Source organism: uncultured Sulfitobacter sp. (assembly GCF_947499945.1).
Taxonomy (GTDB): Bacteria; Pseudomonadota; Alphaproteobacteria; order Rhodobacterales; family Rhodobacteraceae; genus Sulfitobacter.
The window spans coordinates 1,090,773-1,111,833 of sequence record NZ_CANMQD010000001.1; the positions used below are offsets into that span (position 1 = coordinate 1,090,773).

The 21,061-nt window shown below is 55.1% G+C and carries 27 protein-coding genes; 15 read left to right on the plus strand and 12 right to left on the minus strand.

From position 1 onward, the window contains the following. Positions 1 to 47: 47 nt before the first annotated feature. The 9 genes from era to folK form a co-directional block, all read right to left on the minus strand. Positions 48 to 992, minus strand: coding sequence for a GTPase Era (gene era / locus Q0775_RS05395; RefSeq protein ID WP_298858332.1), 945 nt, complete (start codon positions 990 to 992; stop codon positions 48 to 50). Continuing rightward, positions 989 to 1,675 carry a ribonuclease III gene (gene rnc / locus Q0775_RS05400; RefSeq protein ID WP_298858333.1) on the minus strand — a complete coding sequence of 229 codons (687 nt, stop codon included), beginning with the start codon at positions 1,673 to 1,675 and terminating at the stop codon, positions 989 to 991. Before rnc ends, era begins: the two co-directional genes overlap by 4 nt. Further along, positions 1,672 to 2,508, minus strand: coding sequence for a signal peptidase I (lepB, locus tag Q0775_RS05405; protein WP_298858334.1), 837 nt, complete (start codon positions 2,506 to 2,508; stop codon positions 1,672 to 1,674). Before lepB ends, rnc begins: the two co-directional genes overlap by 4 nt. 72 nt (positions 2,509 to 2,580) lie before the next feature. Continuing rightward, complete coding sequence (gene acpS / locus Q0775_RS05410; protein ID WP_298858335.1) at positions 2,581 to 2,982, minus strand: holo-ACP synthase; 402 nt, start codon at positions 2,980 to 2,982, stop codon at positions 2,581 to 2,583. A gap of 3 nt (positions 2,983 to 2,985) precedes the next feature. Then, complete coding sequence (locus tag Q0775_RS05415) at positions 2,986 to 3,735, minus strand: pyridoxine 5'-phosphate synthase (RefSeq protein ID WP_298858337.1); 750 nt, start codon at positions 3,733 to 3,735, stop codon at positions 2,986 to 2,988. Further along, positions 3,728 to 4,411, minus strand: a complete 684-nt coding sequence (locus tag Q0775_RS05420) for a DUF2062 domain-containing protein (protein ID WP_298858338.1) — start codon at positions 4,409 to 4,411, stop codon at positions 3,728 to 3,730. The genes Q0775_RS05415 and Q0775_RS05420 overlap by 8 nt, the downstream gene beginning before the upstream one ends. Next, positions 4,408 to 6,561, minus strand: a complete 2,154-nt coding sequence (locus Q0775_RS05425) for a bifunctional (p)ppGpp synthetase/guanosine-3',5'-bis(diphosphate) 3'-pyrophosphohydrolase (RefSeq protein WP_298858339.1) — start codon at positions 6,559 to 6,561, stop codon at positions 4,408 to 4,410. The genes Q0775_RS05420 and Q0775_RS05425 overlap by 4 nt, the downstream gene beginning before the upstream one ends. A gap of 42 nt (positions 6,562 to 6,603) precedes the next feature. After that, positions 6,604 to 6,957 carry a DNA-directed RNA polymerase subunit omega gene (gene rpoZ / locus Q0775_RS05430; RefSeq protein ID WP_298858340.1) on the minus strand — a complete coding sequence of 118 codons (354 nt, stop codon included), beginning with the start codon at positions 6,955 to 6,957 and terminating at the stop codon, positions 6,604 to 6,606. Between the two features lie 70 nt (positions 6,958 to 7,027). After that, positions 7,028 to 7,636, minus strand: coding sequence for a 2-amino-4-hydroxy-6-hydroxymethyldihydropteridine diphosphokinase (folK, locus tag Q0775_RS05435; RefSeq protein WP_366863153.1), 609 nt, complete (start codon positions 7,634 to 7,636; stop codon positions 7,028 to 7,030). Positions 7,637 to 7,741: 105 nt separating this feature from the next. Here folK and Q0775_RS05440 point away from each other — a divergent pair, with 105 nt between their 5' ends. The 3 genes from Q0775_RS05440 (at position 7,742) to ispH (ending at position 10,224) form a co-directional block, all read left to right on the plus strand. Further along, positions 7,742 to 8,296, plus strand: a complete 555-nt coding sequence (locus Q0775_RS05440) for an NYN domain-containing protein (protein ID WP_298858341.1) — start codon at positions 7,742 to 7,744, stop codon at positions 8,294 to 8,296. A 169-nt stretch (positions 8,297 to 8,465) separates the two neighbouring features. Continuing rightward, positions 8,466 to 9,230: a LuxR family transcriptional regulator gene (locus tag Q0775_RS05445; protein ID WP_298858342.1), complete on the plus strand. Its 765-nt coding sequence runs from the start codon at positions 8,466 to 8,468 to the stop codon at positions 9,228 to 9,230. A 43-nt stretch (positions 9,231 to 9,273) separates the two neighbouring features. After that, the gene (gene ispH / locus Q0775_RS05450; RefSeq protein WP_298858343.1) at positions 9,274 to 10,224 is read left to right on the plus strand and encodes a 4-hydroxy-3-methylbut-2-enyl diphosphate reductase; all 951 of its coding nucleotides are present in this window, start codon (positions 9,274 to 9,276) and stop codon (positions 10,222 to 10,224) included. 78 nt (positions 10,225 to 10,302) lie between these two features. On the opposite strand, the gene Q0775_RS05455 is transcribed toward ispH, so the two are convergent. Next, positions 10,303 to 11,223 (minus strand): LysR family transcriptional regulator, encoded by a 921-nt coding sequence (locus Q0775_RS05455; protein WP_298858344.1) that lies wholly within the window; start codon positions 11,221 to 11,223, stop codon positions 10,303 to 10,305. A gap of 189 nt (positions 11,224 to 11,412) precedes the next feature. Between Q0775_RS05455 and Q0775_RS05460 the strand changes: the two genes are divergently transcribed. From Q0775_RS05460 to Q0775_RS05515, 12 genes are all read left to right on the plus strand, one after another. Beyond that, positions 11,413 to 12,039, plus strand: a complete 627-nt coding sequence (locus Q0775_RS05460; protein ID WP_298858345.1) for an RraA family protein — start codon at positions 11,413 to 11,415, stop codon at positions 12,037 to 12,039. Between the two features lie 211 nt (positions 12,040 to 12,250). Continuing rightward, a complete protein-coding gene (locus Q0775_RS05465; protein WP_298858346.1) occupies positions 12,251 to 13,483 on the plus strand; it encodes an aminotransferase class I/II-fold pyridoxal phosphate-dependent enzyme in 1,233 nt (410 codons plus the stop codon). Positions 13,484 to 13,497: 14 nt separating this feature from the next. After that, the gene (locus Q0775_RS05470) at positions 13,498 to 14,310 is read left to right on the plus strand and encodes an ABC transporter substrate-binding protein (RefSeq protein ID WP_298858347.1); all 813 of its coding nucleotides are present in this window, start codon (positions 13,498 to 13,500) and stop codon (positions 14,308 to 14,310) included. Positions 14,311 to 14,337: 27 nt separating this feature from the next. Continuing rightward, positions 14,338 to 15,042, plus strand: coding sequence for an amino acid ABC transporter permease (locus Q0775_RS05475; protein ID WP_298858348.1), 705 nt, complete (start codon positions 14,338 to 14,340; stop codon positions 15,040 to 15,042). Further along, on the plus strand, positions 15,035 to 15,730 hold the full coding sequence (locus tag Q0775_RS05480) for an amino acid ABC transporter permease (protein WP_298858349.1): 696 nt from the start codon (positions 15,035 to 15,037) through the stop codon (positions 15,728 to 15,730). Before Q0775_RS05475 ends, Q0775_RS05480 begins: the two co-directional genes overlap by 8 nt. After that, entirely contained in the window at positions 15,727 to 16,455 is a 729-nt protein-coding gene (locus tag Q0775_RS05485) for an amino acid ABC transporter ATP-binding protein (RefSeq protein ID WP_298858350.1), read from the plus strand. The genes Q0775_RS05480 and Q0775_RS05485 overlap by 4 nt, the downstream gene beginning before the upstream one ends. A 323-nt stretch (positions 16,456 to 16,778) precedes the next feature. Then, on the plus strand, positions 16,779 to 17,393 hold the full coding sequence (locus Q0775_RS05490) for a LysE family translocator (protein ID WP_298858351.1): 615 nt from the start codon (positions 16,779 to 16,781) through the stop codon (positions 17,391 to 17,393). Next, the gene (locus tag Q0775_RS05495; RefSeq protein WP_298858352.1) at positions 17,390 to 17,845 is read left to right on the plus strand and encodes a DUF3429 domain-containing protein; all 456 of its coding nucleotides are present in this window, start codon (positions 17,390 to 17,392) and stop codon (positions 17,843 to 17,845) included. The genes Q0775_RS05490 and Q0775_RS05495 overlap by 4 nt, the downstream gene beginning before the upstream one ends. Further along, complete coding sequence (locus Q0775_RS05500) at positions 17,842 to 18,435, plus strand: class I SAM-dependent methyltransferase (RefSeq protein ID WP_298858353.1); 594 nt, start codon at positions 17,842 to 17,844, stop codon at positions 18,433 to 18,435. Before Q0775_RS05495 ends, Q0775_RS05500 begins: the two co-directional genes overlap by 4 nt. Next, positions 18,428 to 18,883: a ribonuclease HI gene (gene rnhA / locus Q0775_RS05505; RefSeq protein ID WP_298858354.1), complete on the plus strand. Its 456-nt coding sequence runs from the start codon at positions 18,428 to 18,430 to the stop codon at positions 18,881 to 18,883. Before Q0775_RS05500 ends, rnhA begins: the two co-directional genes overlap by 8 nt. Continuing rightward, positions 18,880 to 19,275 carry a hypothetical protein gene (locus tag Q0775_RS05510; protein WP_298858355.1) on the plus strand — a complete coding sequence of 132 codons (396 nt, stop codon included), beginning with the start codon at positions 18,880 to 18,882 and terminating at the stop codon, positions 19,273 to 19,275. Before rnhA ends, Q0775_RS05510 begins: the two co-directional genes overlap by 4 nt. Then, a complete protein-coding gene (locus Q0775_RS05515; protein WP_298858356.1) occupies positions 19,272 to 19,895 on the plus strand; it encodes a TRIC cation channel family protein in 624 nt (207 codons plus the stop codon). Before Q0775_RS05510 ends, Q0775_RS05515 begins: the two co-directional genes overlap by 4 nt. A gap of 6 nt (positions 19,896 to 19,901) precedes the next feature. Here Q0775_RS05515 and Q0775_RS05520 read toward each other — a convergent pair whose 3' ends face one another. Beyond that, entirely contained in the window at positions 19,902 to 20,138 is a 237-nt protein-coding gene (locus tag Q0775_RS05520) for a hypothetical protein (protein ID WP_298858357.1), read from the minus strand. Between the two features lie 4 nt (positions 20,139 to 20,142). After that, positions 20,143 to 21,057 (minus strand): methionyl-tRNA formyltransferase, encoded by a 915-nt coding sequence (gene fmt / locus Q0775_RS05525; RefSeq protein WP_298858358.1) that lies wholly within the window; start codon positions 21,055 to 21,057, stop codon positions 20,143 to 20,145. Positions 21,058 to 21,061: the final 4 nt, after the last annotated feature.

Sequence of the window (21,061 nt, forward strand, 5' to 3'; positions counted from 1 at the left end):
TTTGCTATTGAACTGAATTCCGCAGAAGCAAAGCATACAACAGATAGTCACTGATTGCCGTCCTTGAACTCCAGCCCCATCTCGGAATACCGCTCGGACTCCTCCAGCCAGTTTGGCCGCACCTTTACCTGCAAGAACAGATGGATCTTGCGCCCCAGAAACTCTTCCATTTCCTTACGCGCTTCCTTGCCTACCGCTTTGATTGTCTCACCTTTATGGCCCAGCACGATGCCCTTATGCCCGTCACGGATAACATAAATCAGCTGGTCAATCTTGGCAGAACCATCTTTGCGCTCTTCCCAGTTCTCCGTCTCGACGGTCATCTGATAAGGCAGCTCTTGATGCAGACGCAGCGTCAGCTTCTCGCGCGTCATCTCCGCCGCGATCATTCGCATCGGCAAATCGGCAATCTGGTCTTCGGGATAGAGCCACGGGCCGAGCGGCACTTCGCCAGCCAGCCATGTCTTGAGGACATCCACCCCATGCCCGCGCTCCGCCGAGATCATGAATGTCTCTTTAAACGGATAGGCATCGTTCAACTTCTGGCTTAATCCAAGCAATACAGGCGCATCCACACGGTCAATCTTGTTAATCGCCAACGCCACACGGCCGCCACCACCAAGCTCGTTTAAACGGTCAAGGATACGCTGCACACCGGGCGTAATCCCACGGTTCGCCTCAACCAAAAGCACAACAAGATCGGCATCCGCCGCTCCGCCCCACGCAGCAGCCACCATCGCACGGTCCAAACGGCGCTTTGGCTCGAACAGGCCCGGTGTATCGACAAATACGATCTGGCTTTGCCCCGCCATTGCAACGCCGCGAATACGCGCGCGGGTCGTCTGCACTTTATGTGTCACAATCGACACCTTCGCCCCCACCATACGGTTCAGCAACGTTGATTTACCCGCGTTCGGCTCCCCGATCAGCGCCACAAATCCCGCGCGTGTCGGCCCCGTCACAGCGTCGTCCTGTGTCTGTGTATCGCTCATGTGTCTTGCTCCAGTTGCGCAAGCAGCGATGCTGCGGCGTCTTGTTCTGCGGAGCGTTTCGCACCCGCTGTGGCGCTGGCTGTCTGTCCGGTCGACAGCTTGGCCGCGATTGTGAATATCGGCGCGTGGTCCGGCCCACTCCGCTTGGTCAGAATATAGGCTGGCGGCTCAAGGCCTCGCGCTTGCGCCCATTCTTGCAACGATGTCTTGGCATCACGTGCATCATCTTTAACAGAAGTGGTCCGGTTTCCCCACAGCCGCAAAATCATCGCGCGCGCGGCGTCAAAACCACCATCAATATAGACCGCAGCAATCACGGCCTCCATTGCATCGCCGAGCAGTGCCTGTTTGCGGCGACCACCTGACAACATCTCAGACCGTCCCAGCCGCAACACTTCACCGATGTCGATCTCACGTGCTACATCGGCACAGGCTTCCTTACGCACCAGCGCGTTAAAGCGCGGAGCAAGCTGACCCTCAGAGGCATGGGTATCAAGGTTCAACAAAGCCTCGGCCATCACCAGCCCCAACACACGGTCACCGAGAAACTCCAACCTTTGGTTATCATCACGGTTGGGCGTAGACATTGACGCGTGCGTCACAGCCTCGTTGAGCAGCTTGGGCGACTGGAACGTATAGCCCAATCGCTTCTCAAAAGCGCGGAGTTCAGCCGAAAGCTTCACTTGATCCCTTTGAAAAAGCGGTCACTGCGCCAAGTCCAGAAGAACAACATCGAGCGCCCGCCAGAACTGAATACGATACGATCTGCGCGGCCAATCAAGTTCTCGTAAGGAACAAAACCAACGCCACCTGCTGTCTGCGCCAGACGGCTATCGGCAGAGTTGTCGCGGTTATCCCCCATAAAGAAGTAGTGGCCTGCGGGAACGGTATAGATACCAGTGTTGTCCGATGCTTGGTCACTGATATTGAGAACAGCATAGGACTTGCCATTGGGCAATGTCTCAATCGCACGTTCCTTAATACAAATCCCGCCCTGTCCAACGGCACCATTGGCACAGCGCGGACGCAGGCCCTGCGGACCTTGCAGCTCCATTAATTCTTCAAAATCGCCATCTGGCACCTGTGGCACAGCTTTACCGTTGATTTGCACAACACCACGGGTGATCTGAATCTTATCACCCGGCAAACCCATTAGGCGTTTGATGTAATCGCGCCCTGTTGTGGGGTGGCGGAACACCACAACATCACCGCGCTCGGGATCGCCACCCCAGAACCGCGTGTTGTCCCCGTCGAAGACACCACACAGTTTTTGCGCATCAATGTTGAGGCCAACACTTGGCACAATCACACTGGGGCAGGACGCAAAGGAATAGCCATAAGCCATTTTGTTCACAAAAAGAAAATCGCCAATCAAAAGCGTCTGCTTCATTGAGCCTGACGGAATCCAGAACGGCTGAAAGAACAAGGTGCGGAATACACCAGCAATCAGCAGGGCATAAACAACTGTCTTGACTGTCTCAAGAATTGCGTTGCCCGTTGTTTCCGTCTTGGCCATGCGGCGCTCCTATTGGTTTCCCTGCGGTACATGCGCAGGGGCGCGGCCCGTGTCAAGGTCACAGGGCTAGTGTCAGCTTACAGGACGCGCTTCGATTACCACAAAGGCCTGCGCCCACGGGTGATCATCCGTCAATGTTACATGAATGATCGCCTCATGCCCCGCTGGGGTCATGGCGGCCAGCCGCTCGGCCGCCCAGCCTGTCACTTCCATTATAGGTTGGCCGGTCTTGAGGTTGCTCACAGCCATATCACGCCAGCTGATGCCCATGCGCAGGCCAGTGCCCAGCGCCTTGGAACACGCCTCCTTAGCGGCCCAGCGTTTAGCATAGGTCCCCGCCACATCCTTGCGCCGCGCGGCCTTCGCCTGTTCGACATCGGTGAAAACACGGTTGCGAAAACGGTCGCCAAAACGGTTTAGTGTCCTCTCGATACGCTCGATATTCGCCAGATCGGTACCAATGCCAATGATCATGGCTCAGGTCCGAGCCGCATCCATCAGGCGGCGCATCTCTGCCATGGCAGGTGCCAGACCAAGAAAGATCGCTTCGCCTATCAGGAAGTGCCCGATGTTCAACTCAACCACTTCGGGAAATGCCGCAACAGGCGAAACCGTATCATAAGTCAGCCCGTGACCCACGTGCATCTCAAGACCCAAGGAATGGCCAAATGCTGCCATCTCACGCATCTTGGCCAGCTCCATATCCGCAACGTCATAACGCCCCTCGTGATAGGCATCGCAATAAGCCCCGGAATGAAGTTCGACCACCTGTGCACCTATACGGTGCGCGGCCTCCACCTGACGCATGTCCGCCGCAATAAAGATCGACACACGGCATCCTGCCTCCCGTAGAGGGGCGATGAAATGCGCCAGCCTGTTTTCTTCACGCGCAACTTCCAAACCGCCCTCAGTCGTCCGCTCCTCGCGCTTTTCAGGAACAATGCAGACCGCATGCGGCTTGTGACGCAGCGCAATCGCCTGCATCTCGTCCGTGGCCGCCATCTCGAAGTTGAGCGGCACTGTCAGGATTTCCATCAATCCTTCGATATCAGCGTCCGAGATATGGCGACGATCTTCGCGTAAATGCGCGGTGATGCCATCGGCGCCTGCCTCTTGCGCAATCCGCGCAGCACGCAACGGGTCAGGCGTATCACCGCCCCGCGCATTCCGCACTGTTGCCACGTGGTCGATGTTCACACCCAACCGCAACTTGCCCAGCTCACCCATTTGCATTTTCCTTTTTCTCTTTCGCCGCCAGCTTCTTTTCTTCAGCTTTCGCTGCTGTCTTGGCCTTAAGTGCTTCAAACTTTTGCTTGATCAAGCCTCTGCGACGCTTTTGATAGGCACGCAGTACTGGCACCGCCATATAATAAGCGATGGTCGCAAAGAAGGTACCCGCCACGATCCCGCCCATCAGATAGGGATAGAACACATCCCGTGAAAAAATGGCTAGCCCCGACCAATCCATCTTCTCGGGGGTGAAAATCGAAATAAAGTTGTGCCACAGATCACTACCCGCATCCGCGAACTTGCGGCTAAGTGCACGCAACTCACCCTCTTGCAACTCGGTGCCCAGCATCCAATGGCCGGTTTTGAGCGAGGCCAGCGTGATAAACACGAACGTCAGGGGATTGCCTACAAAGGTCGCCATAAGCGAGGCAAGGATATTGCCCTTCATGATCTTGGCAATGAGAACCGCAAAGAAGAAATGAAACCCAAAAAGTGGCGTGAATGTGATGAAAACCCCCGCCCAGATGCCCCGTGCAATCCGCTCAGGGCTGTCGGGCAAGCGGCGCACACGATGCTTGACGTAGTGAAACGCACGCGCCCACCCCCCGCGCGGCCACAACATTTCGGCGGTGGCACGCATCCATGTTTTCGGATCACGGCGCTTGAAAATCACGCGGGCTCCTCCGCCGCTGCATTTATCTCCAACTGCGCCCCCGAAGCCCGGTATCGGCTGATCGCAGCGACATTGCTCTCCGCCTCAAGCGTGAGCATAAGCGAATGAAGCTGGGCCACATCACGCATCTCCGCATGGACCAGAACCCGGAAAAAGTCAGGCTTGCGATCAACGAAATTCAGGTCCGCGATATTTGCGCCGGCTTCCCCGATCAGCGTGCAAATGCGCCCCAGAACGCCACGGTCATTTGCCACCGTCAGGTCAATCGTCGCACCATATGCAGCAGGATGGCTACCGTCATGCCAGCGCAGATCAAGCCACCGTTCAGGCTGTTCTTCGTATGCACTCAACCGATCGCAATCAATGGCGTGCAAAGTAACACCCCGTCCCCGAAACGTGATCCCCACAATCCGTTCACCCGGCAACGGTTCACAGCAAGGGGCGCGGTCAAAGGACTGGCCGGGCTCAAGCCCGATAATAGCGCGTTTACGGTCTACCAATTCGCCTGTGATCTCGGCCAGTTCGGGATAGACAGCACGCACAGCTTCGCGTCCCGTCATCTCGGCACTGCCCAATCTCTCCAACAGATCGTTAGTGTTCTTGAGGCGCAACGTCCGCGCCGCAGTCGCCAGAACCTTATCCGTCGCACTTTTTCCCACATGCTCAAATGCCGAGCGGGCCAATTCATGTCCCAGCTTCACAAAACGCGCACGATCCACTTCGCGCAGACTGCGTCTGATTGCAGTTTTCGCCTTTCCTGTGGTCGCAATTTCCAACCATGTAACCTGCGGTGTCTGCCCTTCAGCAGTGATAATTTCGACTGACTGACCATTCTTGACCCGCGTCCACAAAGGCACGCGGATGCCGTCAATCTTGGCTCCCACACAGGCCGACCCGATCCGTGTGTGAATGGCATAGGCAAAATCAATCGGCGTCGCCCCGCGCGGTAGCTTGATCACCTCACCTTTGGGGGTGAAACAAAACACCTTGTCCGTGTACATTTCCAGCTTCACAGCTTCGAGGAAATCTTCGTGATCGTCCTCACCGTCAAATTGCTCGGTGAGTTGGGCAATCCACTTGGCAGGGTCCACAGCAAACGGGTTCTTTGAGCGTACACCGTCGCGGTAGGACCAGTGTGCTGCCACTCCTGTTTCCGCCACATCATGCATTTGCCGCGTGCGGATTTGCACTTCTACCCGCTTACCGTCACGTCCAGAGACGGTTGTGTGAATCGAGCGATAGCCGTTGGTCTTGGGTTGGCTGATATAATCTTTAAACCGTCCGGGCACCGCACGCCAACGTTGGTGGATCGCACCCAGCGCGCGGTAGCAATCCTCCTCGCTGTCTACAATAATCCGAAACCCGTAGATGTCCGACAGCCGTGAGAAAGACTGCTCTTTCTCCTCCATCTTGCGCCAGATCGAATAGGGCTTTTTCGCCCGACCAATAACCTCGGCTTCAACATCTGCATCCGCCAGCTCTTTGCGCATGTCAGCCGTGATCCGCGTAATCACGTCACCACTCTCGTTTTGCAGAGTGATAAAGCGCCGCATGATGGACGTACGTGCATCAGGGTTGAGCACCTGAAACGCCAGATCCTCCAGCTCCTCACGCATCCACTGCATACCCATGCGGCCCGCCAACGGGGCAAAGATGTCCATTGTCTCGCGGGCTTTTTGCGACTGTTTGTCGGGGCGCATCGCCTTGATCGTGCGCATATTGTGCAAACGGTCCGACAGCTTGACCAAAATCACCCGCAGGTCCTTGGACATTGCCATAAACAGCTTGCGGAAATTTTCGGCCTGCTTTGTCTCGGAGGAATTAAGCTGCAAGTTCGTGAGCTTTGTCACCCCATCCACCAGTTCGGCGACGTCTTTGCCAAACAGCTCCAACACCTCAGAATAGGACGCAGGCGTGTCCTCGATCGTGTCGTGCAGCAATGCGGTGATTATGGTGGCATCATCGAGCTGCTGTTCCGCCAAAATGGCAGCAACAGCAACAGGATGCGTAAAATAGGGCTCGCCGGAGTGGCGCAGCTGCCCTTCATGCATCCGCTCGCCGTAAGCATAGGCGTCGCGGATCAGCGCTTCATTTGTTTTGGGGTTAAACCCTCGAACCAATGTGACAAGGTCATCGGCAGTCGTCGTCATTCTCTGCCTGCGTCCCCATTCGGGTCGGATCGTCCCGACAAATTAGCCTTGCCCTTGTGCCGCCATCAGCTGCCGCAAAAGCATTTCTTCGGACATGCTATCTTCTTCGGGCTTGTCCTGCTCGGCACCCATGAGAATCGCCATGGCGTCCTCTTCGGGCTCGTCAACTTCGATCTGTGTCTGATTGCTTTCGATCAGACGCTCGCGCAGATCATCGGCACTCTGGGTCTCGTCTGCAATCTCGCGCAGGGACACAACGGGGTTTTTATCGTTGTCACGGTCCACAGTTACAGCAGAACCTGCAGAAATCTCACGCGCACGGTGCGCGGCCAACATGACCAGTTCAAACCGGTTTGGGACTTTATCAACACAATCTTCGACGGTAACGCGGGCCATTGGACGCTCCAATAAATTTTCTGCTAGAAAGCGGTATCTAGGCCTCTTCGCCCTGATTTACAAGCAGGTATTATAGCGGCACTACCTCTGCTCGAGCACTATCAGACAGTGCGTCATGCATCTCCCGCACACTTCGCCCCGTTACGGGATGACACCAATCTGGCGCCACATCCATCAGCGGCACCAGCACAAAGGCCCGCTCGCACAACCGCGGGTGCGGCACAATCAACACCTCAGGAACAGCCGTTTTTTGCGCCCCAAGCGGCAGATCACACCAGTATTTGTGCGTTTTTGCGTCTGGAAGCACACTATCCCCAGCCGCGATCAGATCAAGGTCAAGCGTTCGGGCACCCCAGCGGACCGCGCGTGCGCGACCCATCTCCTCCTCGACTGCGTGCATCTGCGCCAGTGCCTCCGCCGCTGTTCCCACATATTCCACTTCCGCCGCAGCGTTCACAAACTCCGGACCAGCGCCCGCAGGATAGGCGGGTGTGTTGAAATAACGGCTACACGCGCGAATCACAAAACCGCGATCTTCCAGCGCCACCAGCGCCCCAACCAGCACATCAGACGGATTATTCCCCGAAAAATTAAGGTTTGATCCCAATGCGATCAGATAGACACAGCCGTGTTCAGGCGATTCTACGCTGATTTTTCCCCGTTTCTCCATTTCAGACATGCGGCAACTTCCCTTTGGCGAAACCAAGTCTATATAGCAGCTGGCAGAGCCATTATAAGATAATGAATTTTCTTAGCACTAAACGCGTTTTTTGAGAGGTATATTATGTTTTACAAAGATGAACGTCTTGCATTGTTTATTGACGGGTCAAACCTCTATGCAGCAGGAAAAACACTCGGATTTGACATAGATTACAAGCTGTTACGCTCTGAATTTATGCGCCGCGGCAAATTGCTACGCGCTTTCTACTACACTGCGTTGTTGGAAAATGACGAATACTCTCCCATTCGCCCACTGGTCGACTGGCTGAACTACAACGGCTTTACCATGGTGACAAAGCCCGCAAAAGAATACACTGACAGCATGGGCCGCCGTAAGGTCAAGGGCAACATGGACATCGAACTGGCCGTTGATGCGATGGAGCTTGCACCGCGCGTGGATCACATCGTTATCTTTTCCGGCGATGGTGACTTCACCCCGCTCGTGGCCAGTTTGCAGCGCCAAGGGGTGCGTGTGTCGGTTGTCTCCACCATCCGCAGCCAGCCGCCGATGATTTCGGATGATCTGCGCCGTCAAGCAGACAACTTTATCGAACTTGACGATCTGCGCGAAGTGATTGGCCGACCCGCACGTGAGCCTGTACCTGCCGCTGCTAACTGATAAATAGCATGCCGCCCGCCCAGGGTAGGACCGACGGCATGCAACCTGTTAAAATGTCAGGGCCTAAAATAGAACGCAAACATTGCATGCGCTGCCCCTCTTGCTATTATAATCGTTGAATTTATATTTTATGCCCCCCGAAAAAGGGGGGAGTGGAAGGTGCACCTCGTTGTTCATCAAGCATGCGGCCAATCTGGAAAAATGCGCGACGGTGGACACGCTATGGGACGGCGCGTGCACGGTATTCGCCAGTCTAGGGTTTCATCAGGCGGTGTATCTCAGCGTCGATTCTGCCTTTGAAAGCTTGTTTGTCCGCAGCACCATGCCCGACCTCTACCGCGAGACACCGCCCAAAGAAGACCCGTTCCTGATCCATGCCTGCAACCGATATGAAATCTTGAAAATCGGCGTTGAGTTTATGGCGCAGCATCCCTACATTTCCGACAGTGAACGCGCCTTTATCACCCGCGCAGCGGATCACGGTCTCCGCGCAGGCATCGCCATGCCAATGCGCCTCAAAGGAGCGGAACGGTTCGGCGGCTTTGTCATTGGCAACGCGATGGATGGTCCGCAGTTCTTGAGAACGATGATGCCCCGCGCCGAGGACATGCGGATGTTTTGCATGGTCATTCACCGCCGCATCGAGGAACTCATCGCAACGGCCCCTGCCTCAAACCAGCAGCCAGAACGCCGCGCACTCATTCCAAATGCACTCCCCGAACCCTTTGACGTGCTCACCCCGCGCGAAACCGAAGTGCTCTTGCACTTGGCTCAAGGTCGCACCCGCAAAGCCACCGCACATCTCTTCGGCCTGTCCGTCCATACGGTCTCCGATTATGCTAAAATCGGGTACAGAAAGCTCGGCGTGCGCAACAGGGCCGAAGTTGCCGCACTCCTCTATGGCGGGTCGCGCGTCAAAGGGGCTGGACCTTAAGGCACGCCCCCCCTACCTGTAAGGGACGAGCGGAGATACAAACATGAGCAAACAACCCCTTATCCTCTATCTCGCCGCCCCGCGCGGCTTTTGCGCAGGCGTAGACCGCGCGATCAAGATTGTCGAAATGGCGATCGAGAAATGGGGCGCCCCCGTTTATGTCCGCCACGAGATTGTGCACAATAAATTCGTCGTCGATGGTTTGCGCGACCTTGGTGCTGTCTTTGTCGAAGAACTGTCGGAGTGCCCCGATGACCGCCCAGTGATCTTCTCCGCCCACGGCGTGCCCAAATCCGTGCCAAACGCGGCCCAAGCCCGCAACATGGTCTATGTCGATGCCACCTGCCCCTTGGTGAGCAAAGTCCACATCGAGGCCCAGCGCCACGCCGATGCTGGTCTGCAAATGATCATGATCGGCCATGAGGGCCATCCCGAAACTGTCGGCACCATGGGCCAGTTGCCCGAGGGCGAAGTTATCCTTGTCGAAGTCCCCGAAGACGTGGCAACCGTGCAGGTCCGCGACGAGAGCAAGCTCGCCTACGTCACCCAAACCACGCTGAGCATTGACGACACTGCCGACATCGTGGCCGCCTTGCAAAAACGCTTTCCCCAAATCGTAGGCCCACACAAAGAAGACATCTGCTACGCCACTACCAACCGCCAAGAAGCGGTAAAGGCCATGGCCCCCAAATGCGACGCCATGCTTGTGGTCGGCGCCCCGAACTCCTCCAACTCCAAACGCCTGGTCGAAGTAGGCTCCCGCGCGGGCTGCAACTATGCCCAGCTGGTGCAACGCGCTGACGACATCGACTGGCGCGCACTGGACGGCATCTCCAGCATCGGCATCACCGCTGGCGCATCGGCTCCCGAAATCCTCATCAACGAAGTCATCGACGTTTTCAAATCCCGCTATGACGTGACCGAGGAGTTGGTGGAGACGGCGGTAGAGAACGTAGAATTCAAAGTGCCAAGAGTGTTGCGGGAGCCAGCCTGAATTTCAAGCGCAGCGAAGGTCGGCTTTGAGCCCTTATTGCTGATTTTCTGCTATGCAGCGAATGTCTGCACTTGCGATCTAGCTAGAGGCATGACGTTCAGCGATATATTGACCGTGACTCTCAAAGTTGCAGATATCTCTGATAATATCGACGATGTTCTTTAGAGAAGATGACAGTTCACTTTTGCGGCCGTAGATTCTGTACAGGACATTGCAAATGTTCTCTTCAAATTTGATCTCTGTCAGCTGACCGGATGCAATGAGCGTCGATACGCTGGCTTTCGGTAAAACCGCGAGCCCCATGCCTGCCCTCGCCATCTCGATCTGGGCGACCAAGCTATCGACTTGGACCACTTCGTAGGGACTCCAACCAATATCAGCGATCCAAGTATCAACGGCACCGATCGTGCCTATAGAACCATGGGTTAGAAAACTGTATCTGGCTAAATCTTGCCCCTGATACATTTGATCTGATGAAAAGTAGCGAGGGCTTCCAACCATTGCAAATTTTATCTCTTGAGCCTGCTGGGAAGAAATATCCGCATCATGGGTGTAACTGGGGCAAACAATCAGATCCAAATCACCGCGAACCAGTTTATCGCGAAGAATACCGCAGTGTTCGATCGAGATTTGCGGGACGAAGTGCGGCAATTCTGATCTAATCTGCTCCACCAAATCAACGACCCAAGTATGCGCAGCGAACTCGGTGACACCGATTGAAATACGCCGCTCAACCGGAGTTTCATCGTTCTTCAAATCTTCTACTTGTGAAGCAAGCGCAAAGATTTTTTCAGCCAAAACGTTCAGGTTTTTGCCTTTTTCGGTCAAATATAGTTTGCGACCGCGTTTCTCGAAGATCTCGAAACCGCACGCCGTTTCAAGTTCCTGAAGACGCTTTGAAATTGTTGGCTGCGCTGCGTTCAAGCGTTGTGCAGCACGTGAAAGGGTTCCCAATCGGACTGTCCAAACCAGCGCCTCAACCTGTCGAATAGTGATCATCTAATTACCTTTAGTGATGTTAATGTATCATAAAATATCGCTTGTTTTGATGCATTCATAGCCCTAATTTTTGAACAGAACGAGATTTGAGGCGCATTGCCGACGGCGCGTTCCGCTACGTTCAACGGCACTTTGACCAGTGCCGATCAGGCAAACGACGACCCCAATTTAATGAATGAGGTATCGGCAATGTCCGCAACGATTGAACAACTCGACAGGCTAAAGGTACTCGGTGCTGCGACAGTGTATGAAGCGCAGGGTGCTTTTGGCGCGTTTGACAACGGGATCAAACCGTTAGATCCTAAATCGCGCATTGCAGGGCCTGCTTTCACGGTTGACATGCGGCCCGCTGATAACCTGACGATCCACATCGCACTCGAAACTGCAAAGCCCGGAGATATCTTAATTATTGACGCCAAGGGCTTCATGGAAGCTGGCCCTTGGGGGGATATCCTCACGCTTCAAGCGATGGAAATGGGCTTGGGTGGCCTTGTGATTGATGGTTGTGTCCGGGACGGAAACGACGTGGTCGAAAGCGGCTTTCCTGTCTTTTGTCGTGGTCTGTCCATCAAGGGTACTGAAAAGAAGGCACTGGGAAAAATAGAGGTTCCAATTGTGATTGGTGGTGTAAGTGTCTGTCCCGGAGATATAATTGTCGGGGATCGCGATGGTCTCGTTTCCATCCCCAAAGATTCAGTAGTCTCAGCCATTGCAGCCAGCGAAGTCCGAATGCAGCAAGAAGAGGAAATGCGTCGTGCAATCCGTGCGGGGAGCACAACTTCGCAGTTGTTGGGCGTGTCGGGTAAACACACCTAAAAGCACAGATTACATTACCTTTATTGATGTTAATACATCAGAAAATATCGCTTGTTTTGATGTAATTGCTCTCATAGCTTTTTGAATACAAGTGGAGCTGAACACAGCCGTGCAGGGTTCCGTAGGCACTTCTATGAGCGCTCTAAGCCATAAAAGAGCACATGCTCCTGTGGTCCAGACGCGCTGTCCAAGCAAAGCGGGAAAAACGCATATGATCAGCCAGGACCCGTTGCATGCCAAGCTCTTTGCGAGACGGATGGCGAATATCAAGCCATCAGCAAGCATGGCTGCGGCCGTCGAGGTCTCAAAGCTAAGGCGGAAAGGTGTCTCCATCCTCTCACTGGCAATTGGAGAGCCTGATTTCGCCCCACCAGACGCAGCTATCACTGCGATGCTGGACGCGGTAAGCCGCAATGACACAGGGTATCTCATCGAAAACCAGCCGCTTATGGCGGCGATCGCTGAGCGTTTCGAGAAAAACAACGGTTTGAAGTTTGCTGAAAATGAAATCGCCCTTGGGGCAGGTTTGAAGCAGATCATTTTCGCTGCATTTTGTGCCACCATTAACGAAGGTGACGAAGTCGTTGTTCCTGCGCCTTACTGGGTATCATACCCCGATATTGCGCAGCTTTTCGGTGCAAAAATAGTCGAGGTTCAATGCGCAGCGGATGCCGGTTTCAAAGTAACGCCCGAACAGTTGAAATCTGCCCTCACGCCACAAACAAAGTGGGTCGTTCTAAACAGTCCGAATAACCCGACTGGGGCCGTCTACTCCCGCGACGAAATGGCAGCATTAGGAACCGTGATTTCGCAGCACCCCTCGTGCCTTGTGCTATCAGACGAGATTTATGAGCATTTTGTCTTTGATGGTGCCAATTTCAGTACGTTCTTGGGCGCAAACCAAAACCTGCGTGACCGTGTACTGACGGCCAACGGGATATCCAAAGCATATGCCTTGACGGGGATGAGGATCGGATACGCGGGTGGTTCAAAAGACCTGATCGTGCAGATCAAAACCATCATTTCGCAGGATACAAGCTGCACCTCTTCTATCAGCCAGGCCGCAGCGCTCGCCGCGTTGTCGGATGATCAATCTGATATTCCGTTGAACAGAGCCGCATACCAACTTCGGCGCGATTGCTTGGTACAAGGCCTGAGCACTATTCCTGGGTTGGAATGTCGTGAGCCAGAGGGGGCGTTTTATGCGTTTGTTGGCGTGGCGGGCCTTCTGGGGGCGACAACCGAAGACGGCGAAACGCTGAATGATGACAGCGACGTGGCCAGATATTTCGTTCGCGCAGCACATGTCGCGACGATTGCCGGGGCCGCGTATGGGATGTCGCCCTACCTGCGCATGTCCTTTGCAACATCTGAAGAAATTATCACTGAAGCCTGCGCGAATATTGCAAATGCAGTATCGCGCTTAAAAATACCAAAAAACTAAGGGAGAACAGACCAATGAGAAACTTAACATTGAAAATTGCGGCACTTGCCGCTGGTGCGTTTATTGCGGTCAGCCCCGCACAAGCGGACAAATTGGACGACGTCATGACCGCCGGAAAGCTACGTTGCGGCGTCATTTCAGCAGCAAAGCCATTCGGATTTCTGGATGCGACGACCCGCGAAGTCGTCGGCTATGATATCGATTTCTGTAAGGCCGTCGCAAAAAAAATGGAGATCGAAGTCGAGATTGTTCCTATCTCTGTCGAAGGGCGCATCCCAGAACTGCAGCAAGGCAGCATTGATATTCTGGCCGCCGCACTGGGCTATTCCGCAGCGCGCGACGAGCAGGTGGATTACACTCTCTCCTACTATGTTGGCGTTCAGATGGTGATGGGCCATGCAGATGCAGGCTTTACAGATTTGGCAAGCTTGGCTGGTAAATCAATCGGCACAGCAAAGGGTTCCAGCACTGAACAGTATATCCGCGACATCATCCCGACAGCTGAAGTTGCAAGCTATCAAGATATTCCCGCGGCTTTTCTAGCGCTTGTACAGGGTAAGATTGATGCCGTGGCGATGACAGATGTGATCGCGGCTGAATTGAAGGCAAAATCACCCAAGCCTATGGAGTTTGTGCCTGAGCCACTGAAGTTCGAGCCTTGGGGTATTGGTGTTGCCGAAGGTGAAACACGTCTTGTAGCAAAAGTGGACGAAGCGCTTGCGGCTATGGAAGCAGACGGTGAAGCGGAAGCCATCTACCATACGTGGTTTGGCGAAGACAAACAGCGGAACTTCAAGATCGTGCCAATTGCTGACTATCTGAAGTAAACGGATACCAAAGCGCAGAGGTCAGAGATGAGTTTTGAATCAATAGCGGTTCTTCAGGAGCCCTACTTATCTTGGCTCTTACAAGGCCTGTCACTGACCTTTGCGCTTTTTATATTTTCGTGGACGATCGCATTCGTCTTAGGTTTCCTGCTCCTGCTTATGCGGATGTCACCGATCAAAGTGATTGCCTGGATACCTGCAGCATATATTGAGCTTGCGCGAAATATACCTCTGCTCGTGCAGATCATGTTCTGGTATTTTGCAGTCCCAATGTTGCTCCCCGACTTTCTACAAAAAGCTCTCAATCGCTGGGATAGTGGCTTTATTCTTGCGGGCCTCGCCTTGGGGTTCTGCATGGCCGCCTATTTCTCGGAGTCGTTTCGAAGCGGCGTGAGATCGATCAACAACACGCAGGTGGAAGCAAGTCGGGCACTCGGGTTCAGCTTCCTCCGAACAATGCAATACATCGTATTTCCGCAGGCTTTGCGTGCGACCATTCCGCTGATCATGAACAATACATTGCTGCTCTTTAAGAACACCTCGATTGCAATGGCGATTGGCGTTCATGAGCTCATGTATCAGGTGCTGTCTATCAATAATGATACATTCAGAACGTTTGAAATCTTCTTTGTCGCCACAATAGTTTATCTCTTCTTTTCGATCCTAATCATGATCGCAGGGGAGTTTGCGGAGCGGTGGGCAAAAAAGAGCAGGAGGGCCAGCAATGCTTGAGATCATTAATGACTATTGGCTGTTTTTCCTCATCGGGCAATATCCGCATGGCCCCCTTGGCGGTCTTGCCGGAACCCTACTGCTTGCCACGATTTGCCTGATCCTCGCGCTACCCTGTTCCATTCTGATTGCCATTGGTAGGACCGGAAAGAACCGGTTTTGGCGCGGTGTGACGTTTGTAATTGTCTATGTGATGCGCGGCACGCCTTTCCTGATGATCATCTTCTGGGCACACTTCCTTGGCCCAATCATCTTTGGAACGTCGATTGGCGCATTTTGGGTCATGGTCATTGCCCTGGTCCTGTATGAGAGCGCCTACCTCGCCGAAGTTATTCGGGCAGGCATTGAGTCTCTGCCTTACGGCCAGACGGAAGCGGCCAAAGCTATGGGATTTTCGCGCACCAAGACTATGATATTAATCGTACTTCCTCAGGTGATGTATAACTCGTTCCCTGCATTGCTGAGCCAGTTTGTCTCCATCATAAAAGAGACCTCTCTGGGATTTGTCATCGGGGTGCATGAGTTCACTTTTGCCGCCTCGCAAGTGAATTCCATACTTCTGGTAAAGCCGGTCGAAATCTACCTCATTCTAGGTCTGACATTTTTCATCGTTTGCTTCACCTTCACATCCGCAGCGCGATGGCTTGAGCGAAGAATAGGCAAGTCACAGGGAGTTCTACCAGCATGATTACTGTAGAAAACGTAAACAAATCTTTCGGTAAACTTCGCGCCTTACAAGACATCTCGGGTAACTTCCCAAAAGGCACTGTGACAGTTGTTTGCGGTCCCTCAGGGTCTGGTAAAAGCACTCTCATTCGAACGCTTAACCGACTTGAAGAGATCGACTCCGGCCGAATTACCATCGACGGTCGTGATATTTACGAGCCAAACATAAACCTTGATCAATTCCGGATGAGCTTGGGGTTCGTCTTCCAGCAGTTCAACCTGTTCCCGCATCTGAGCGTCTTAGACAACATCACTCTGGCGCCGCGCAGACTGAAGGGGATCGCCAGGGATGAAGCAGAACAGATGGCATCCGATCTTCTCCGGCGGGTCAAGTTGTCGGGTAAGGAACATGAGTATCCAGAGAGCTTATCAGGCGGTCAAGCGCAGCGAGTAGCGATTGTCAGATGCCTGGCCATGCAACCCAAAATAATGCTTTTTGATGAGCCTACCAGCGCCTTGGATCCTGAGATGATTTCAGAAGTTTTGGACGTCATGGGAGACCTTGCTTCAGAAGGGATGACCATGGTTTGCGTGACACATGAGATGGGCTTTGCCCGAAGTGTCGCCAACTCAATTTGGTTTCTGGAAGACGGCCAAAAGCATGGTGAGTTTCCTGTTGATGACTTCTTTCAAGGGACAACTGATCCTAGAATTTCTCTGTTCTTGAGCCATCTCAACCGCGAATAGGGCGCCCCAATTAAAGCAGTCCGCTTCCACTTGGGAATCGGGCTTTGCCTTTCCTGCCAAGGCCGCCCAAATGCACCCTTCAGAATCGATCAATGCCGGCGCTGGAATTATCGAACGGGAGACTGCGTCGTCGTTGTCCGAAACCGCTTATCGATTTCGACCTCGTATTTCTAGAAGCTGACCTTCGGGCGTGCGCAGCGAAAGCACACTTTGTTCCGCCGAGGGAACACTGAACTGGCTGAATAATTTTCCGATTCAACCCTTCACATCCCCAACACCCACAGCGTAGCCTTAAGGAACTCCAAAACCAAAGGCCGCTCCCCATGATTACCCTCCAATTCCTCCTCACCGCACTGGTCGTCGTCATCATCCCCGGCACTGGCGTAGTTTACACCCTCGCACTCGGCCTTGGCCAAGGACGCCGCGCCGCACTCTGGGCTGCATTGGGTTGCACCTTCGGCATCGTCCCCCACCTCGCCGCCGCCACGCTGGGATTAGCCGCAGTTCTGCACACCTCGGCACTCCTCTTTACAGCCGTGAAATGGGCGGGCGTCGCCTATTTGCTCTACCTCGCATACCAAGCGCTCAAAGACGGCGGCGCACTCAACGTCCAAGCCTCCGAAACGCGGCAAAGCGGTTGGCGCATCGCACGGCGCGGCGCATTGATCAACATTCTTAACCCCAAACTCTCGATCTTCTTTCTCGCCCTGCTGCCGCCGTTTCTGTCGGGCACACCCGCCACAGCCACAGCGGAAATGGCCCTGCTCGGTGCTGTCTTCATGGCCCTCACCTTCGCGGTTTTCGTCCTATACGGCATCTTCGCCGCCGCCGCGCGCACCCAACTCTTGGGCTCCCCCCGCGTCATGGCATGGCTTTCGCGCTCCTTCGCCGCAATCTTCACCGCCCTCGCCGCCCGCCTCGCATTCGAGCGCGCATGATACATCCTATCCCCCGCTCCCCTCTCCTTCTCGGACTCGCAGGTCTGCTGCCCTTTCTCTGGGGTGCCGCAACTGTCCTCAGCCCCGCGCTCAGCGACCTCAGCACCAGCACCCTCGGCGCACGCTTTACTGGCCCTTATGTCCAGCTTTTCTACGGCGCGATCATCCTGTCCTTCATGTCGGGCGTGCTCTGGGGCTTTGCCACAAAAGCGGACAGCACACGCGCCACAACGGGCTACTTCCTTTCGGTCCTACCCGCTCTCTGGGCCTTCTTCATGACAGGCTTCGGTCCCAGCAACGCCAGCCTCAATCTGATGATCGGCTTCGCAGGCCTGCTCATCCTCGACACAACATTCTCCCGCTGGGGGCTGACACCAATCTGGTGGATGTCCCTGCGCCTTCTGCTCACATCAATCGTCCTCATCTGCCTCGCCATCACGGCCTTCGTATGAGCGATCCCGAAACCCTCAAGGTCTACGCCGCCCAGTCGCAGAAATACGCGACCCTCACCGATGCCGACCTGAGCGCCGACCCCCTGCTCACCGCCTTCATCGCCGCACTCCCCCGCGGCGGGACCGCCCTCGACCTCGGCTGCGGCCCTGGCACAGCGGCATGCGTCATGGCAAACGCGGGGCTACAGGTCCACGCCACCGATGCGGTTTCGGAAATGATCGCCCTTGCGGCACAGCACCCCCTCGTCCATGCCGAAGTCAAAACCTTTGACCAGATCAGCGGCACAAACCTCTACGATGGCATCTGGGCGAATTTCAGCCTGCTGCACGCCGACCGCACGGCCCTGCCCACAATCCTGCTTGCACTGCACACCGCGCTGAAACCAAACGGCACTTTCCACATCGCTATGAAGCTGGGCACAGACACCGCCCGCGATAGCATCGGCCGCCAATACACCTATGTCATCGAGGACGAATTGCGCGACCTTCTGACAACGGCGGGCTTTACCATCACAAAAAAGCACACAGGCAGCGGTAAAGGGCTGGACGGCACCTATGCCGATTGGATAGCACTCGCCGCATATGGCTAAACTTTACGCATACACAGACGGCGCCTGTTCGGGCAATCCCGGCCCCGGAGGCTGGGGGGCTCTCTTGCAGGCGATGGAAGGTGACAAAGTCGTAAAAGAGCGCGAACTCAAAGGCGGCGAAGCCAACACCACCAACAATCGCATGGAGTTGCTCGCCGCAATCCACGCCCTCGAAGCGCTGGACCGCGACACCGAGATCACAATCGTCACCGACAGCAACTATGTGAAAAACGGCATCACAGGCTGGATCTTTGGCTGGAAGAAAAACGGCTGGAAGAACGCTGCGAAAAAGCCCGTGAAAAACGTTGAACTCTGGCAACGCCTTGATGCCGCCAACGCGCGCCACCGCGTCACATGGGAATGGGTAAAAGGGCACGCAGGCCACCCCGAAAACGAGCGTGCAGACGCCCTTGCCCGCGCAGGCATGGCCCCGTTCAAATCCAAATGACCATTATCGCCTGTCCCGTGGCACTGAACCCAGACGGGGCGACGCGCCGCATCGCTGTCTATCAAACTCCCGACGGCACGCAGCACCTCGTAAAAACTATCGTCCCGACAGCAGATAAGGCGACGCGCGCTGCTGCCCAAGCACTTTACACCGTGAGCACGCTGGAAACGCGCGCCGCCCTCCCCATCGGGACTTCATCCGAAATTACCGCAGATGAAGTCTGGCATTTCACCCTATGCCGTATCGCGCCGCCGATCCGCGAGCAGTGGAAACACGTCTGCGCCGACACGTCTGCACTCCTTCAGTTTTCATGGATGACACTCGATATCCCCCTTAATGGGTTTACCGAGACAGACAAACGCGCTCTCGACTGGATCAAAGCCACCTTATGACTCTGATCACCTTCCTCGATTATGCCGCTGTGATCGTCTTCGCGATTACAGGTGCACTTGTAGCCAGCCGCGCCCAGCTTGATCTTGTAGGTTTTGCTTTCATCGCCTGCCTCACGGCGGTCGGTGGCGGCACCATCCGCGACCTCCTGCTGGACCGCAATCCGATCTTCTGGATTGCGGAGCCCACTTATCTGGCCGCCGCCGCCACCGCAGCCCTAGTAATCTTCTTCACTGCCCACCTGCTCGAATCCCGCCTGCGCGCCATAATCTGGCTCGACAGCCTCGCACTCGCTGTCGCCGTCGCTGCTGGTGCTGCCGTCGCCATAAGCCTCGATCAAGGCCCAGCCATTACGATCCTAATGAGCATCGTCACGGGTTGCATGGGCGGTCTGATGCGCGATGTTGTGGTGGGCGATGTCCCCGTCGTTCTCAAACAGGGTGAGCTCTATGTCACCGCCGCCTTTGCAGGTGCTACGACGACAGTTCTGCTCAACGCATATCTGCCCGAAGTGCCCTACAGTCTGATTATTGGTGCAACGGTAACTTGGGTTCTCCGCGCCGGATCGATCTTCTTTGGATGGAATCTTCCCGTTTACAAAAGCGCTCCGCCAAAGGAATGACGCCCACTATTTTCGCCAGTGAAACGGAACGATAATAAGTGCGCCGATAGACGAGACAATCGCGTTCACTCCCGGCGATGAAAATCCGAACCCGAACATCAGCCGCACAAAGTAGAACACAAACGCGCCACCAATACAGATGATGATCGACTGCAAAATCCCGTTATGTGTGAATTCGGTCTTCTCGGCGAGGTAGCCAACGATCCCCGCAATCACAACTGTACCGATCATCGTGGGAAACATAGGGCTATCCTTTGTTCAAATCCGCGCCAACAGCGATCTGCATACCGCGCTGGAACACATCCACATCCTGCGCTCCCTTGCCCGCCTTTTGCAAGCGGGTGAGGGCAACTGCCCCCTCCCCACAAGCTATGTGCAGCGCCTCATCAATCACCTCACCCGCAGGCCCAGCACCCTCAACCAAACGCGATTCAAGCACTTTCACCCGCACGCCGTCCATCTCAAACCACGCGCCTGGAAATGGCGACAACCCACGTATAAGCCGATCAACCTCATCCGCAGGCCGCGTCCAGTCGATCCGCGCCTCCGCCTTGTCGATCTTCTCGGCATAGATCACACCCTCTTCAGGCTGCACCTCCGCCACCAAATCATCCAAACGTTCCAGCGCCTCAACGATCAGCCCTGCACCCATTATCGCCAAACGGTCATGCAACTGCGCCGTTGTCTCCTCGGCCCCGATGTCCAAGGCATCGCGCAACAGCACAGGACCAGTGTCCAACCCCGCTTCCATCTGCATGATGCACACACCGGTCTGTGCATCACCTGCCATAATCGCACGGTGAATGGGCGCGGCTCCGCGCCAACGCGGCAACAGACTGGCGTGAATGTTCAAACACCCGCGCTCAGGCGCGTCCAGAATGGTCTGCGGCAGGATCAGCCCATAGGCCACAACCACAGCAACATCCGCCTCTAACGCTGCGAAATCCGCCTGCGCCTCCGCCGTCTTCAACGAGACAGGCGTGCGCACCTCCAGCCCCAAGGCCTCCGCCCGCGCATGCACTGGTGAGGGACGGTCCTTCTTGCCCCGACCCGCTGGGCGCGGCGGCTGGGAATAGACAGCAGCAATCTCGTGCCCCGCCTCAACCAGCGCATCCAGAACAGATACCGAAAACTCTGGCGTGCCCATAAAAACAATGCGCATCAGA

Coding starts and splice junctions, on each gene's coding strand:
- Q0775_RS05515 (WP_298858356.1), top strand. CDS start 19,272: ATGACTCTGATCACCTTCCTCGATTATGCCGCTGTGATCGTCTTCGCG.
- Q0775_RS05440 (WP_298858341.1), top strand. CDS start 7,742: ATGTTTTACAAAGATGAACGTCTTGCATTGTTTATTGACGGGTCAAAC.
- Q0775_RS05425 (WP_298858339.1), bottom strand. CDS start 6,561: ATGACGACGACTGCCGATGACCTTGTCACATTGGTTCGAGGGTTTAAC.
- Q0775_RS05485 (WP_298858350.1), top strand. CDS start 15,727: ATGATTACTGTAGAAAACGTAAACAAATCTTTCGGTAAACTTCGCGCC.
- rpoZ (WP_298858340.1), bottom strand. CDS start 6,957: ATGGCCCGCGTTACCGTCGAAGATTGTGTTGATAAAGTCCCAAACCGG.
- Q0775_RS05455 (WP_298858344.1), bottom strand. CDS start 11,223: ATGATCACTATTCGACAGGTTGAGGCGCTGGTTTGGACAGTCCGATTG.
- lepB (WP_298858334.1), bottom strand. CDS start 2,508: ATGGCCAAGACGGAAACAACGGGCAACGCAATTCTTGAGACAGTCAAG.
- rnhA (WP_298858354.1), top strand. CDS start 18,428: ATGGCTAAACTTTACGCATACACAGACGGCGCCTGTTCGGGCAATCCC.
- Q0775_RS05495 (WP_298858352.1), top strand. CDS start 17,390: ATGATACATCCTATCCCCCGCTCCCCTCTCCTTCTCGGACTCGCAGGT.
- Q0775_RS05415 (WP_298858337.1), bottom strand. CDS start 3,735: ATGGGTGAGCTGGGCAAGTTGCGGTTGGGTGTGAACATCGACCACGTG.
- folK (WP_366863153.1), bottom strand. CDS start 7,636: ATGTCTGAAATGGAGAAACGGGGAAAAATCAGCGTAGAATCGCCTGAA.
- fmt (WP_298858358.1), bottom strand. CDS start 21,057: ATGCGCATTGTTTTTATGGGCACGCCAGAGTTTTCGGTATCTGTTCTG.
- Q0775_RS05465 (WP_298858346.1), top strand. CDS start 12,251: ATGATCAGCCAGGACCCGTTGCATGCCAAGCTCTTTGCGAGACGGATG.
- Q0775_RS05460 (WP_298858345.1), top strand. CDS start 11,413: ATGTCCGCAACGATTGAACAACTCGACAGGCTAAAGGTACTCGGTGCT.
- acpS (WP_298858335.1), bottom strand. CDS start 2,982: ATGATCATTGGCATTGGTACCGATCTGGCGAATATCGAGCGTATCGAG.
- Q0775_RS05470 (WP_298858347.1), top strand. CDS start 13,498: ATGAGAAACTTAACATTGAAAATTGCGGCACTTGCCGCTGGTGCGTTT.
- Q0775_RS05510 (WP_298858355.1), top strand. CDS start 18,880: ATGACCATTATCGCCTGTCCCGTGGCACTGAACCCAGACGGGGCGACG.
- Q0775_RS05500 (WP_298858353.1), top strand. CDS start 17,842: ATGAGCGATCCCGAAACCCTCAAGGTCTACGCCGCCCAGTCGCAGAAA.
- era (WP_298858332.1), bottom strand. CDS start 992: ATGAGCGATACACAGACACAGGACGACGCTGTGACGGGGCCGACACGC.
- Q0775_RS05475 (WP_298858348.1), top strand. CDS start 14,338: ATGAGTTTTGAATCAATAGCGGTTCTTCAGGAGCCCTACTTATCTTGG.
- Q0775_RS05490 (WP_298858351.1), top strand. CDS start 16,779: ATGATTACCCTCCAATTCCTCCTCACCGCACTGGTCGTCGTCATCATC.
- ispH (WP_298858343.1), top strand. CDS start 9,274: ATGAGCAAACAACCCCTTATCCTCTATCTCGCCGCCCCGCGCGGCTTT.
- Q0775_RS05520 (WP_298858357.1), bottom strand. CDS start 20,138: ATGTTTCCCACGATGATCGGTACAGTTGTGATTGCGGGGATCGTTGGC.
- Q0775_RS05480 (WP_298858349.1), top strand. CDS start 15,035: ATGCTTGAGATCATTAATGACTATTGGCTGTTTTTCCTCATCGGGCAA.